The organism is Lysinibacillus sphaericus (assembly GCF_005217585.1).
GTDB classification, from domain to species: Bacteria; Bacillota; Bacilli; order Bacillales_A; family Planococcaceae; genus Lysinibacillus; species Lysinibacillus sphaericus.
Window position 1 is genome coordinate 1,024,939 of record NZ_SZPT01000001.1, and the last position, 14,970, is coordinate 1,039,908.

At 35.1% G+C, this 14,970-nt stretch carries 14 protein-coding genes; all 14 read left to right on the forward strand.

What is annotated here, in order from left to right; translation table 11 throughout:
- The first annotated feature begins 45 nt into the window (after nt 1-45).
- The gene (locus tag FC748_RS05170) at nt 46-3,144 is read left to right on the forward strand and encodes a phage tail protein (protein WP_108030197.1); all 3,099 of its coding nucleotides are present in this window, start codon (nt 46-48) and stop codon (nt 3,142-3,144) included.
- A 48-nt stretch (nt 3,145-3,192) separates the two neighbouring features.
- Entirely contained in the window at nt 3,193-4,101 is a 909-nt protein-coding gene (locus FC748_RS05175) for a phage tail domain-containing protein (protein ID WP_108030198.1), read from the forward strand.
- A gap of 16 nt (nt 4,102-4,117) precedes the next feature.
- Nucleotides 4,118-5,227 (forward strand): GTP-binding protein, encoded by a 1,110-nt coding sequence (locus FC748_RS05180; protein ID WP_108030199.1) that lies wholly within the window; start codon nt 4,118-4,120, stop codon nt 5,225-5,227.
- A 13-nt stretch (nt 5,228-5,240) separates the two neighbouring features.
- Nucleotides 5,241-5,555: a YomQ N-terminal domain-containing protein gene (locus FC748_RS05185; protein ID WP_024364692.1), complete on the forward strand. Its 315-nt coding sequence runs from the start codon at nt 5,241-5,243 to the stop codon at nt 5,553-5,555.
- Nucleotides 5,555-5,725: a hypothetical protein gene (locus FC748_RS21995; RefSeq protein WP_158694855.1), complete on the forward strand. Its 171-nt coding sequence runs from the start codon at nt 5,555-5,557 to the stop codon at nt 5,723-5,725. Before FC748_RS05185 ends, FC748_RS21995 begins: the two co-directional genes overlap by 1 nt.
- 219 nt (nt 5,726-5,944) lie before the next feature.
- Complete coding sequence (locus FC748_RS05190) at nt 5,945-7,126, forward strand: multidrug effflux MFS transporter (protein WP_024364691.1); 1,182 nt, start codon at nt 5,945-5,947, stop codon at nt 7,124-7,126.
- A gap of 195 nt (nt 7,127-7,321) precedes the next feature.
- Nucleotides 7,322-9,061: a phage tail protein gene (locus tag FC748_RS05195; RefSeq protein WP_108030200.1), complete on the forward strand. Its 1,740-nt coding sequence runs from the start codon at nt 7,322-7,324 to the stop codon at nt 9,059-9,061.
- Between the two features lie 15 nt (nt 9,062-9,076).
- Nucleotides 9,077-9,433 (forward strand): hypothetical protein, encoded by a 357-nt coding sequence (locus tag FC748_RS05200; protein WP_108030201.1) that lies wholly within the window; start codon nt 9,077-9,079, stop codon nt 9,431-9,433.
- 76 nt (nt 9,434-9,509) lie between these two features.
- Entirely contained in the window at nt 9,510-10,067 is a 558-nt protein-coding gene (locus tag FC748_RS05205) for a hypothetical protein (RefSeq protein ID WP_108030202.1), read from the forward strand.
- A 159-nt stretch (nt 10,068-10,226) separates the two neighbouring features.
- A complete protein-coding gene (locus FC748_RS05210; protein WP_108030203.1) occupies nt 10,227-10,526 on the forward strand; it encodes a hypothetical protein in 300 nt (99 codons plus the stop codon).
- On the forward strand, nt 10,526-10,789 hold the full coding sequence (locus FC748_RS05215) for a hypothetical protein (protein ID WP_108030204.1): 264 nt from the start codon (nt 10,526-10,528) through the stop codon (nt 10,787-10,789). The genes FC748_RS05210 and FC748_RS05215 overlap by 1 nt, the downstream gene beginning before the upstream one ends.
- Nucleotide 10,790: 1 nt before the next feature.
- A complete protein-coding gene (locus FC748_RS05220) occupies nt 10,791-11,462 on the forward strand; it encodes a M15 family metallopeptidase (protein WP_108030205.1) in 672 nt (223 codons plus the stop codon).
- A 220-nt stretch (nt 11,463-11,682) separates the two neighbouring features.
- Complete coding sequence (locus tag FC748_RS05225) at nt 11,683-12,210, forward strand: SMI1/KNR4 family protein (protein WP_108030206.1); 528 nt, start codon at nt 11,683-11,685, stop codon at nt 12,208-12,210.
- 887 nt (nt 12,211-13,097) lie between these two features.
- Nucleotides 13,098-14,954: a hypothetical protein gene (locus FC748_RS05230; protein ID WP_108030207.1), complete on the forward strand. Its 1,857-nt coding sequence runs from the start codon at nt 13,098-13,100 to the stop codon at nt 14,952-14,954.
- The last annotated feature ends 16 nt before the right edge of the window (nt 14,955-14,970 follow it).

The following is a 14,970-nucleotide window of genomic DNA, read 5'->3' on the forward strand; positions in this document are numbered from 1 at the left end:
TATGAAGGCATGGGCTGATAAATTAAACACGAAAGGGTAAAGCAGATGAACGAGAATTTTACTGCACGAATTGGTGCGCGTATTACGCAGTTTATGGCACAGATGCGCCAAGTCCAAAACACAATACGCACGACGGCAAATGATGTGCATGTAGACATTGGAGCGGATATTAGTCAGTTCCGTCGTCGCATGGCTGAAATTCGAGCGCGCATTGCAGCTTTAATTCGTGAACGAGTCGTTATTAAAATTGAAGCTCGGATAGAAGCATTTCAAAATAAGATCAATCGAATTGCAACAAATATTCGAGCCTTTGGTGAGTTAATACAACATACGTTAAAGGGCTCACTGATGGCCGTCTTTCCTGCGATATCCCCTATATTAGGGAATATCTCGGGTGCTATTGCGAACTTAGGTCCGATGATTGGTACTGTCGCTGGATCTACATTTGCATTAGCCGGTGCCTTTGCAGCAGCTGGTACCGCAGCGGTAGGATTTGGCGCAGTAGCAATCCCGACAATCAAAACGTTATTTGATGAAACCGGTCCACCATTCACTGCATTACAAAAGAAAGCGTGGAATGCATTTGAAAGTGTAAAGAAAACATATCGGTCACTCGTAAAAGAGACAGAAACGCCAGTCCTGCAAGCTTTTACAAGCGCCATGCAAGCAACAGATTCCATACTGAATAAGTTACGGCCCCTATTTATCTCAAGTGCTCAAGCGGTGGCAAATTTAATGGCTCAACTCAATACGGCTATCGATACGCCACCTATACAAAAGTTTTTAACGTATCTAAATACTAGTGGTGCCTCACTGTTGGAGACGTTTGGTCGCTCATTTGGAAATGTATTTAAAGGGTTGCTATCGATGCTGACGGCTTTTGCACCATTAAGTTTCAGTACAGCAAAAGGCTTCGAAGCAATGACAGCACGTTTTGCAGAGTGGGCAAATGGATTAAGTGGTAGTGCAAAATTCCAAGCATTTATGGACTACGTAAATACTAATATGCCTAAGATTCGCGCTATCTTCCGTGATGCAATAGCAGGCGTTGTGTATTTCTTTAGTGCATTTGCAGGCTCTTCATCTAGTATGATGGACGGGCTTGTATCGATGATGGCTCGATTTAAAGAGTGGTCAGCCACACTTAGTCAAAATCAAGGTTTCCAACAATTTATTGATTATGTCCATCAATCAGCGCCTAGTGTTATGAACCTAATTGGGAACTTAACGACTTTCCTAGTGAACTTAGGTATTGGCATGGCGCCTCTTGGTGCAACTATTATCGAGCTAGCCAATAAGTTTTTAACTTTTGCTAATAGCTTGATGGAAAACAATCGATCCATAGGTGTTATCATTGCGGGACTTATTTCGTTTGGTGGTGTTTTGCTTGCCATCGTACCAAATATAATTGCATTCAAAGAGTTATTCGCAGGGTTCGGCTCTTCCATGTTTGGTGGTATTGGGAAAGCGCTGAAATCCGTAACCGGGTTATTTACAAACTTTAGTGGAACAATGGCATCATTGGGTGCTAAAGTGATGACTTTCGCTACAAACTTTGGGAAAGCATTTGGACTAATTACGAATCCAGTAGGTTTAGTTGTCATAGCAATCGTCGGTTTCATCGCCATCTTAGTACGTCTATATCAAACGAACGAAAAGTTCCGAACTCAGGTTCAAACTGTTTGGGAAGCAATTAAAACCGGAATTTCCGTAGCAGTAACTGCTGTTAAAGATTTGGTGATGTCCGTCTGGTCACAGATTACAGCATTCTGGACGGAAAACCAAGCAAGTATTAAGGCGACTGCTTTGGTTGTATGGAATGTAATCGAAAATGTTGTGACGTCTGTGATGTCAGTCATAGGGACAATCATGCAAAAGATATGGCCAGTCGTAAAAGCGCTCATTGTCTCTACATGGGAAGCGATTAAAAATGTGATCCAAGGTGCCATTAAGGTTATTTTGGGTATCGTCAAAACATTCAGCGCACTATTTAGAGGTGACTGGCAAGGTGTCTGGGATGGAATAAAACAAATCCTTAGCGGTGCGTTACAAGCAGTCTGGGGTGCAATTAATCTTTACTTTGTAGGGAAATTACTTGGACCGTTAAAAGCATTTGGCTCAACAGCAAAAACGCTTTTACAGGGCGTTTGGACAACAATTAAAGGTATTTTCACCAATACTTTAAATGCGATAAAAAGTACGGTTTCAACCATCTTTAACGGACTGAAAAATACAATTAAAACGATTTGGAATGGTATTAAATCGTTTTTCAATACTGTTCTCAATGGCATTAAATCTATTTTTACGAGTGTTTGGCGAAGTATCGCTTCATTCCTAGATAATTTTTTCACAAGTCTAATCGGCACAATTCAATCTGTTTGGAATGGTATTAAGAGCTTCATCTCAAGTGTCTTAAAAGCTATTGCAAACATTATTAAAAGTATTTGGAACGGTATTAAAACAACCATTAATACAATTCTAAATGGTATAAAAAGGACTATTGAAACCATTTGGAATGGGTTTAAAACAACCGTATCAACGGCGATGAAAAACGTTAAATCGGCTGTTGTGAATGGATGGAATGCGGCAAAGTCTTTCTTACAAAATATTAGTCTAGTGAAAATTGGTGAATTTATCGTAGCTGGTTTGGTGAAAGGGATTAGTAATTGGTTTGGTAAAGTAAAAGCCAAAGTTATGGAACTTGCCCAACTGTTACCAACTTGGTTACGAAATAAATTAGGTATTCACTCCCCATCCCGTGTCATGATGTCAGTCGGTAAATGGATTCCATCCGGGCTTGCCAAAGGGATTAGTGGCAATACGAAAGTTGTAACGAAAGCTGCAGCAGTTTTGGCTGCAAATGCAGTTCCCGATATTAGTTCAAGTCTATCAACTACCAAAGCGGAAATGAAGCTTGCAGCGTCACAATTAGCCGAAGCTGCTAGAGCAGATTTGCGTATCTTAACGGATGGGCTATCGATGAAAAGTGCCATCAGCAGTGCTCAAAAAACAAGTATTACAAGCGAATCTGTACTTGATTTATCGGTGTTAGAAAAAGTTATTCAGCTCCTTCGAGTTATCGCTGATAAAGACCTGTCACTTGAACTTGATGGTCATGTTTTAACGAATTATGTTGATGAGTGAACGGCAAGAAAAGTCGACCTAAAACGTTCTATGAGAGGAGTGTAAAGGATGGATGCGAAGTTAGTAAAAGTGAATGGAGAAGAAATTGTTTTGTCTCATGAGCGTTTTGTGACACAAGACATAATCGTTTCTCCTATCGAGATTAAGCGTGATATAGCGGATGTCGAAAGACGAGCAGGAGCAATCAACGAATTAGTTAAATATGGCACTCGTACAATACAACTTCAACTGATGTTTATCGCAAAAGACCATTCAGACTTTGAAACACTTGAAAATAGAGCGTTTGATCTGTTCACAGATTTAGAGCCGTATTATTTATATAAAGCTATACCAACAAAGCAATCCACTATGTACGAATTCGAGCTACCAGGTAAGCAATGGGGTAGAGAGCTCGATTTTATTCCTAGTGAGGTTGCTTTTTTATATGGGAAACGATACTTCGTTATCAATAGCAATATGTCTGAGGTTGCACAAGATGGGCTCACAGGTCGATTCACGGTTGAATTAGAAACTTATCAACTTCCTTACGCAGAAAGTGCTGCAACATTAAAAGATTTAAAGCTGTGGGACGCTAATAAGTGGGAATGGAATCAAGGGTTGACGTGGGACGAGGATTTACAGTACAAGTTTACGGCCAATAATTTCACAGTGAAAAACTTAGGCAATGTCAAAATTGATCCGCGTGAAAGTGAATTGAAAATAACGATTAAGGCAACAGCATCGAGCTATTTAGAATTTAAGAATAATACCACTAGCGAAGTGTTTAGGTTTAATGGCGCTTTAACAGGTACAGATACATTAGTTTTGAATGGCATTCACACTTATAAAAACGGTGCGAATGCCATTTTGAATACAAATAAAAAGCCATTAACGCTTGTGCCGGGAAACAATGTTTTTTCAGTGTCCGGTGGAACTGTGCAATCAATCGAATTTGATTTTAGATTCTTATACAAATAGAAGGGATGTGCTTTAATTGACTTTAGAATTGCATAACACAGAAAATCCCATTAGTAATGCAGAACGAATGAAGCTCAATGAGAACTGGCAACGAATTATATCGGGGTATAGTTATTTGCAACAACAAATCAAAATGTTGTCTGGCAGTACAGAAGTTGATGAATTGTTACAGCGATTAAATCAAGCTGTAGATAATGCGAATACTACAGTGCAACAATCTATAGAGACGAATAACACAACATTGCAAGAAGCACTTAGTACTATCTCGCAAAAATTAGTACAGGTTAATAAGGCAATTACAGAAGCCAATTCTGCTCGCCCTGAAGTCAATACTGCTAAACAAGGTGCTTTAGCGGCATCAGAGCAAGTTCAAACAGCCCTCGCTTCATTGGAATTAATGGTTAAGAATATGGGTTCTAGGGGCAATTGGAATAATACGACGCAATATTATAAAAATAATTTGGTTCTCTTTAATGGTTCATCCTTTATCGCCTTACAGGATAACTTAGGAAAGACGCCTCCGAGTGATATTCAATCGAATGTGTATTGGTCAATGCTTGCTAAACAAGGACCTGCAGGGAAATCAGCATACGAACTAGCTGTTGAAAATGGATTTAAGGGAACGATGAAAGAATGGATTGAATCTTTAAAAGGTCTCCGAGGTCCAAAGGGTCCACAAGGTCCACAAGGAGAAACACAGCATGCAGTAAATTTCAATCAAGAGATTCAGACATTGCAGACAACAGTAAATCAGTTGAATGAAAAAAAGGCAAACAAAAAGCTATCAGACAGCATCCAATGTACACTTCAGGCTGGATGGAGTCATCAACGAAAGGCCCCTTTAATCTATTACAAAGACGATTTTGGCATCGTGCATGTACAAGGGGAAATCATTAATTCCGGAAGCCAATCTCATAATGTATGTACAGTATTGCCAGTTGGATTTAGACCACGTAGTGATGTGGATAGACGGCAGGAAGTAGTTGCCATAGGGTACAAGTTTAATCATAGAGCGGTGAATGTTCCACCAATAGTAACGACAATTAGCATAGAACGCTCCGGTTTTATCCATTGTGATACCCAATTTGACAAGATCGCAATGGCATTTTCATTTAGGACAGATTAGGGAGGAATTCCTTGTGCGTAAGCAAGTTTATCAAGTGGATAGCGACGGGTTTATTGAGGAAGTATTTTTAGGCGAATTGGACGAGGAAGGTAATCTGATTGATCCAGTTGGTGATTACGTCACAACAAATTTACCACAACCTTTACCGTTCTATCGACCAAAATGGAATGGGGTTCAATGGGTTGAAGGTGGAACGGAAGAAGAGCTGGCTAAGCATAAAGAACAACAGTTACTGAAGAATTTAAAGCCGTCAGTGGAAGAAATAATGGATGCTGATTTAGAAGTAAAGATTCTTACCATGTTATTAGAAATGGAGGTAATCGAGTAATGGAGAAACATTTAGAAGGATTAACTCTGGTGCAAAAACGATTGGTGAAAGCTTATGCTACAAGCATTATGGGAGAGGTTCGTACGGTTAAAGATGTGAAACCAGAAGAGTTGCGGAGATACGTAGAGTTAGAAATTGCGGAACGGGAAATTGCTCATCTTGCTAAATAATTGTTGGTTTGTAATAAAGATCGATAGTTAATAAAAAAAGATTAGTAGTTTAAAAAAGTTGCATCGTTTATGCCTTTGGATGGTATAATTTTACGTATATTTATTTTAGAAGGAAGTGAATTCATGAGTGATTTAGAAAAAATCAAACTTGTGAAGCCACCATTTCCCAAGCTACGATGTTTTTCTTTCGAACCTATAATTATCTAGGAGTGTACTATTTTGAAGAAAAACATCGGAAACAAAACACCTAGCTTATTATTACTGATTGTACTAGTAGGCTTCCCACAGATTAGTGAAACTATTTTTAGCCCATCATTACCATCTATCGCAGCAGTATTTGAAACTTCTATGAGTGATGCACAGCTTACGATGAGTGTGTATTTTATCGCTTTTGCCTTCGGAGTATTTTTCTTTGGGCGTTTATCCGATAAAATCGGTCGTCGCAAGGCAATGCTATATGGGCTATTCTTATATTTTTTTGGTAACGTACTTTGTTTAGTAGCAAATGAAATGGCGGTTTTATTAGTCGCACGGTTTATTCAAGCTTTTGGTGCAAGTGTTGGCTCTGTCGTGACACAAACGATTTTACGAGAAAGTTTTTCTGGTGTTGAGCGTCATAAATTGTTTGCTCAAATTACAGCTGCCCTTGCCTTCACACCTGCCCTTGGTCCATTAATCGGTGGTTTTACTGATTATTATTTTGGCTTTAAGGTCGTATTTTTTGTGTTAGTTGCTATGAGTATTATTGTATTTTGCTACGCGTATATACGCTTACCTGAAACAGTGCTAACAACAATCCAAATGAAGCCTATACTACCAATAGTAAAGCGCATGTTTACAAATGCGCGTCTATGGCGCTACGGCGTATTAATTGGCGGTATTAACGGTGTATTATTTAGCTATTATACCGAAGCACCATTTATTTTTACGCAATACTTTAAACTAACAAGTGCTGTGTATGGTTTTTTAGGTATTATCGTTGCTCTCGCTTCTATTGCGGGTGCGATGCTATCTAAACGACTTGTTAGCCATACAAAACCTGAGAAGATTATCGTACAAGGGTTAGTCATTATGCTCATCGGTACATTGCTCGCTACATCGGTGCAATTTTTACCAAATGCATTACAAATGCCAACCATGATTGTTAGTGTGTTCATTATTTTATTTGGTACAGGTACCGCTTTACCAATCTGTTTAAGCATAGCGCTCATTGACTTTCAAGACGTCATTGGTTCTGCCAGTGCGATATTTAGCTTAGGGTATTATTTACTCGTTAGCGCTACAATCTATGGTATGAGCATTTTCCATAATGGAACAGTCCTTGCAATGCCCCTATATTTTTTAGCACTAGGGATTGTTATGCTCTTAATAAGCTTACCATTACTTTATAAAAAGATGTGAAGTGTTAAATTCTTGCTCTACGTAATAGAGCTACTATCGTATTTAAAAGTTGAATTGAAAATAGACGTCATTTCGAATGTGAAAGCTACAATAATCGTTTCATAATGTTGTTTATAAAAGTATCCTCTTTTGAGGGTGCTTTTTCTTTTGCTTGAAAGTAAGCATATGAAATACATTTTCAGTTGGTGATAAAGAATGCTAGTCGTTAAAAACTTTGCTGGAAATCAGACAGAGCCTTTTTTCACAACATCTGCACCAGTATTCGAACAAGATACTCTAGGCAATTTAACGCTTGAATTCACAATCAATAAATCAAATAACGAAGATGGATTTAACCTTCTTCAAGAAGAGTCAATTGTCACAGCAGCTAATTATGATTTTCGAGTAAAACAATTAATTGATAATAAGCCAGAACGCAAAACCATCCTTGCCATCTCGACATTCTTTGACTTAGCGTATCAATTTAAAGATAAAACTTTTGGTGGCACTCATAGCAGTCAAGAGTTTATAACCTACTTGCTTTCTGGTACAGGTTGGAGCGCAACTATTGATTTCACGGAAACTGCTACAATTTATAAATTTGGTTCAAAAAACATCATCCAGTGTGTTAATCAAATCTGTGATGCCTTCAATTGTGAATTTGAGATATTACCAAATAACCGAGTTCACTTTAGTAAATCACTTGGTCCGGATAATGGAGCACAGTATCGCTATGGTCATAACATTAAAGCACTTAGCCGAAAGATTGATACAACCCATCTACGAACAAAAATTACAGCAACAGGTAAAAATGGTTTGACTGTAACCTACACCTCACCAAATCACACAATATGGGGTATTCGTATTGCTAATCCAATTAGTGACGAGCGATTTACAAATGCAGATAACCTATTGAAAAAGGCTAAGGATGCACTTATTGACTATCCAGAAGTATCGTTTGAGCTGGATACAATCGAATTATTAGATAAACAGTTAGGTGAAAAGGTATGGCTGATTTACGAGCCGATTGAGGGCCTGAAGCTACAGACTCGAATACTTAAACGTTTTTGTATTGTAGATGAGGTTATAGACGAGTTAAAGACTATGGCTGTCACACTAGGCAACTCCTTACCTCGCACAATGTCAGATAATGAGGTTGATACGGAAGAGCTTATCGAAGATACAAAAGAAGAACTAAGTGAAGTTATCGAGGAAAATAAAAAGGAATATAAGTCTGCCATCACACAAACTGATAGCCGTATTACCCTTGAGGTAGAAAAGTTAAATAAATCAATTGCTACTATTGATTTGAAAGCCGACCAGATTAGTCTATCAGTGAGTAATCGAATTGCAAATGAAGTGGCTGCTATTAATGTTCGTGCTAATCAAATACAGTCAACGGTAAGTGCTCAAAGCGTTTCAATTGGCAACTTAAATAACCGTATAGGTAGCGCTGAAAGTAGTATTACACAGCAATCTTGGCAAATCAGTCAAAAGGTAAGTACAACGGATTACAATGGCAATACCATTGCATCTTTAATTAATCAAACATCCACCACAATTAGTATTCAAGCATCAAAAATTAATCTTGTAGGCGCAGTTAGGGTTCTTTCAGACATTAGTGGGAATTTAGGTTCGATTACTTCGGGTAACATTCATATTAAAGAAGATATTCACATGGGACGCAGACTCTACTTTAGTGATATGACATCTGTAGGAGGCGCAAATGGGACGATTCAATTAAGTGCTTGGAATGACATTATATATAGCGGATCACGTCACTCTTTTAATGGAACGGTTGATTTTAGTGGAGCAAGAGTAGTAGGCCTTGGCGGTGGAGGAAATTATGTAAGTACTAACACGCTTGGTCTAGAAATTACACAAAGTACAAATAATGCAAGAACAATTGTTTTTAAACGATATGGTCGGGATTTAGGTACGATTACATTAAGATAAGGAGAAATATTAGCTATGGAACAGAATTATTTTCTAATTTCAAATGAAGGAACAGCGTTCGCATTAGAGGGGAAAATAGACTTAGGACAGATTCAAAAGATTTTAAATACACCACAAAATGTTGCTGTACGATTAGGACGTAAAGTGGTCAATAAGTTTATGATTCATGCTGTGGCAAAAAATGAATGTTCCGACATGGAGAATTATAATTTAGATATCACAGTCGGACAAAGTAAGCTTCGTACGAATGCGGGTGATTTAGAAAAGGTATTAGATGCACTAGAATCTGATATTAATAAAATGGAGTATGTCTTGATAAATGACGCAATGTTGATTTTTAAGCATGCTTTTCAGGTTGCTGAGGCAGAATAAATAATCAAAAAGTATTACTGACTAACCTGACTAATTATTAAATAATATCTATATATGTTATTAGGAGGATTAGTTAGTGAAGTCTATAAATACAAAAGTACATCAAACAATTATGGATGTTTGGCGTTATGATATTAAAAGTGATTATAATCATCATTTTTTACTTAAAGAAGATACACTAAAAAATGCAATGTATTATCATATTCGAAATCGACTAGGTGATACATTCATAAAAGACAACAACTTAGCAATTTTTACTGAATATTATATCGATACGAATCAAAAAATCGATTTAGTAGTAGTGAAAATAGATGTAGATAAAGCAAAAAATGATTATTTAGGTGATTGTATAGAGGAAATAATAGCAATTGTAGAAATGAAGTATAAAGGACGGAATGTTTCAGAAAAACATTTTATCAATGATGTTGAAAAAGTATTAGTATTCACTAATCAGTTTAAATCAGAGGCAACGAAGTTCTTTCTAGCGTTTATTAGGGAAAAATATTTTATTGCTGATGAAGTTACTAATTTTTTATCATTTTATAAAGGTTATCCAGGTGGTAGAATAGTAGAACTTTTATCGTATGGATCTGTTGAGGAAGATGATATGGTTTGGAAAGTATTTGAATCTTGATGAAGATCAAAGCCGTATCTTAAATAATTTTTTAGATTGATTTATTCTTATATAATGCGCTGAAAAACAATCGAGTTATGCAACAGTATCAAGTTACTGTTATGTATCTCAAAGTTTTTCAGCGCTTTTATGTTAATAAATAAGGGTGGTGGTATTGGTATGGATGTAGTTGCAGTAAATGAAATTGCTACAAGCCAAGCAGTTTGGGCAATAGCATGTTTAATTATTGCATATGGGGCATTTCGGTATTTAATTAGTAAAAACGATAAGTTGATGAACAGAGCTGAAGAACGTGAAAACAAATTAATGGATCACTTAGAACGGTCTAATGAATCGCAAGAAAGAACCGCAATTGCACTTGAAGGAATAAATCGGTCGTTGAATGTTTTGGAAGGTCGTGTCGATCGTATCGAAAAACACACACTCAAAAATAAAAACGCAGAAAGGGAAGATGAATAATGGATCTAACGAACATTTTTACACTTGCAGCGATAATGGTTGCTTTCGTTTTAGCCGTTTCAGAGGTACTAAAAAAGACATTCAAAATAAATACACAATACATGCCAATCACTTCTGTTGTGATTGGTATTTTTGTTGGTCTAGTTTGTTGGCCGTTATCAGAGTATCCAGTGTACGTCATGATAATTGCTGGTTTTGTTGCAGGATTAACAGCCTCTGGAACATTTGATTTGTTAAAAGCATCCAAAAAGGTTGGTGGATAGTATGACTAGTGTCACAACAACATGTCGAGATTTAGGTGAATTACTACCAGTAGCGCAAACGGCTTGCAGATTGCTCTTTCAACAGTGCTACAAAGCAGGTATTCAAAATATCTTCGTTACAGAAACCTACCGTTCGCAGGCAAGGCAAAATTATCTATATGCACAAGGTCGAACAAGACCAGGGAAAATTGTAACTTGGACACTGAAGAGTAATCACACTTCACGTTTAGCATGGGACATTGCCGTGGCTCCCCCGAAACCCTTATATGATGTAGATACATTAACAAAAGTTGGAGCAATAGCTCGTAAGTTAGGTATTACGTGGGGCGGTGATTGGGCACGCAGAATTGACCGTCCACATTTTGAAGTGAAACGAAATTGGAAGATGCCTAAAGGCTACAAGTTAGAAGGACAAGTAATCGTACCAAGTAACAGTAAAATGAAAGTCCAATTAATTGTGCAAGATAAGAAGGAGGAGATTACGGTGGCTAATACAATTTGGAATCCTGGTTCACCAGCAATGAGAACTGAAACGGAAAACTTTATTGCACAGGCGGTGAAGGAGGGGATTATTAATGCTTCACACTTGAAAGATTTACAAAGTGGCTTAATGACAACTGATCGTTTAGTTGGGTTGTATATTACTATTCAGCAGAGACGTAACAGAAAGTAATAAATTTAAGCCCTGCTCAAAAATGAGTGGGGTTTTTTGATATCTTATTTTGGTTGAACGAACGTAATAGCTCCACAATAAATGGTGCAAGGTGAACCAGCGTTAAATAATTGGTTGGAATAATAAATGGAAATTTTTAACCAACTGGAGTTGGGATAAGGTATTATTAAAGTAGAGAGATAAATGGATATTTAAATCGATTAACAGAAGGAGTTTGAGCATGATAAAACAAGCTGAATTACTATGGGAGCGTATAATTGAAAGAGGCTCAAATCAAGTTATTAATTTTAAAGAAGCACTAAATCTTCAACCAAGTGCAACAGTTGAAGAGTTCCAACTAATTGAAAGCACTATAGGCGTGCATCTCCCAGAAGAAATGAAAAGTTTTTATAGTGTTTATAATGGACAAGTTTGGGATTTAGGAGTAGAGCCTTTTGTTAGAAATTTAACACTCTCTCCAATTTCGGAAATTATTAAAAACTGGGAGTTTCTACAGGAAGAATTTGATCCTGATGACATAATGCCAGATATTAATTATGGTGCTGAGGTTAAACCATTTCTCTGGAATAAAAAGTGGATTCCAATTGCTGAAAATGGAGGAGGAGATTATCTTTGTCTTGACACCGATCCAACTGAGGCTGGAATATTTGGACAAGTGCTATATTTTTACCATGATTATGGCAATCGTTTAATTGAAGCAAAAAAATTATATGAATTTATAGAAGTTTGTTTGAATGAAGAAAGTTAAGTGACAGCAAGTATTAAACAAATACGACCACTTCAATATAGGCTGTCTTTATCAAATAAGTTCTAATAGATAAGTTAATAAAGACAATTACACTTTTTAATGAAGTTCACAAATATTACACAAGATATAAGAGAAACCTTAATAATACAAGGTTTCAAAGCATAAATTAATTTCCTCCTGGGACGTCTATTGTAAATCGCAGAATAATTTTAAGTACTCATACCATTGAAATCACAAACAGAGGAATTGCTTAGGGCGATTAAAAAATCACTCATTCCAAAAATCATGAATGATTTTTATATTTCGCAGCTGCTCAGTATTATATAATTTTATATTTTTTTGTACCCCAGTGTACCTGAAAAGTGGAGGTATAGGGTGAAACAGATATCACTATTTTTTACTAAATCAAATATTAAAAATAAACGTCTACACTTCTAATATGTTCTAATTTGAATAAATATAAATTTTGAAGTATGTATATTACTAGGGTGTGTCATTTTTTTACACCTAAAAAAAGCAACCAAAGCAACAAAAAAGCAACCAAAAATCTGAATGCAGGTGAATATCGGTGAAATCGAAACATTATACAAGTGTGAAAAACCTTGCTATAATGGGCTTTGTGATTACATATGAAAGAGGGTAAAAGCATGAATGCTTACGACGAATGTATGCGTTCATGCTTTTACTATGTCTTGATATATCAACGTTTGTAGGGGTTTTTTGAGGTTGTTTTTTTGGAAAAAGTCACGAGAAATAAACATTTATTCTTTATTTTAGAAAATTGCTTTTAATCATTATATTTTTGGTAGAATATAACATAGTGTTATTCTTCTTAATTATTTTTAGTATACAATATTGAAACTAGAATATATATGGTGAGGTGAGTCATGAAAATTAGAGACTTGGAAAAGTATGCAGATAAAGAACCAGGTAAATTAATAGAAAATATAGAAAAATTATTATTAAGAAATAATTATGAACTTGCTTTAAATGAAATTAAAAAATCGGGAATTTGTATTTCTACTTTTGGGACGGGGAAACCTAAAAATAAAAAACTCTATGAAAAATTATTAGAATTGCTTAAAAAAAATAGAGTTGATGAAAAGTTAATAAACAAATTTAATCAGGAAGTAGAAGAAATCAATTATCTATATAAACAGTTTAATAAAGAATCAATGCTACCTATTGAAGAAAGAATACCTGATGTATATCATGTCTCTGCTTATTTAATAGCTTTAGAAAATTATTTAAGATACTTATCGAATAATTTAAGAAGTGAAGATACTGTAAATATATTTGAAAATACAATACAATCTACCGGTGATATTTTAAAATATTTAATTTATTATAAAAAATTACCTATAAATTATTCGGAAAGAGTAAAAAAAGAATATATGGATGAAGCATTTAAACATTTTGAGTCTGCGGCAAATCATCTAGTTCTTACTAAAATTTTAGAGTCTTGGACTTATTTTGATGTTGAAATATCCTCAAATTCTAGTATGAATTTTTCATTAAATATTATTGATGATTATTGCAGAGCAAAAAATATTACTCACTTGACATTTTTAGATAAGAGGATGTCAAAAATGCAATCGAAAATGCTTCACAGTATTTACAATAAAACTAAGTTTAACGAAAATGCTGTTCTAGCTCCTGATAACTTCTTTTCTTTTAATGAACTAATAGCTACAGAATTTTTATATGACTACTTTAGTACTAAGAATTTAAACTATAAAATCAATGAAATTCCGTTAAAAATATACTTGAGAGCATATGCTGTAATCGAAAGTGCATGTATAGAATTTTTGAATAAAAAGCGCAATTTATTTGAAATAAATTTAAATTCTTTTTGTTTAGTATTAAGTAAGTCTAAATGGAAAAAGAAGTTTCAAAATGGGGGAATACCAATTAAATATTTGAACAAATTGATAAACTTTTTAACTTTTAATAATAAATCAAGTGATTTGTTTGATACTCCTTTTATTGAAATAGAAGATAAACTTCTGGTTATTCCATCAATTGGTGTTGGTATAGATAGTGCAAGATCTACGCTTTTAAATGCTGCTACAAGAGAGTTTAATATATCTTTTAAAGGAGAAAGATTTGAGCAGAAAATATTATCCACTTTAAAAGATGTCGGTCTAAAATGTGAAAATATTAAAAAAATAGAAAAGATGGAGAAAGAGAATGAAATATACGAATGTGATGCTGTATTCATTCTAGATAAAACTTTATTTTTTGTTGAAATTAAAAATTGGCCAATCCCTACAACTTATAGAGAATATGCTTTGTATATTGACGAAATCAATAAAACTCACTCTCAACTAATAAGAATTTCTAATTATTTTACTTCTGAACCCAATTTAAAAGAAATTATGAATAAATTTGAAGTAACTGAACCACTTACAGTAAAGAGAATTATTTTAACAAATGTACCTAATGGAGGTGCATGTAATTTTAAAGATACGATAGTAACAGATGACATTGAATTTATTGGTTATTTTAAAAGGAGACCACCAAATGAAGTTAATTTAAATAGGGGTTTAGTTACATTAAAACCACTTATTCGAGAATATTATAGTGGCCCTATTAACTCTGATCAATTTATTAAATTTTTAGAAGATAAACCATTCGTCAAGTTACAAGATACTAGAATTAACAAAAAAAAATACAATATTAATTTAGGTATAAACATAGAGTTAAACGAATTTGAATTTAAAAATTTAGAAATTATTAATTAAGAGAAAAGGAGAAGCT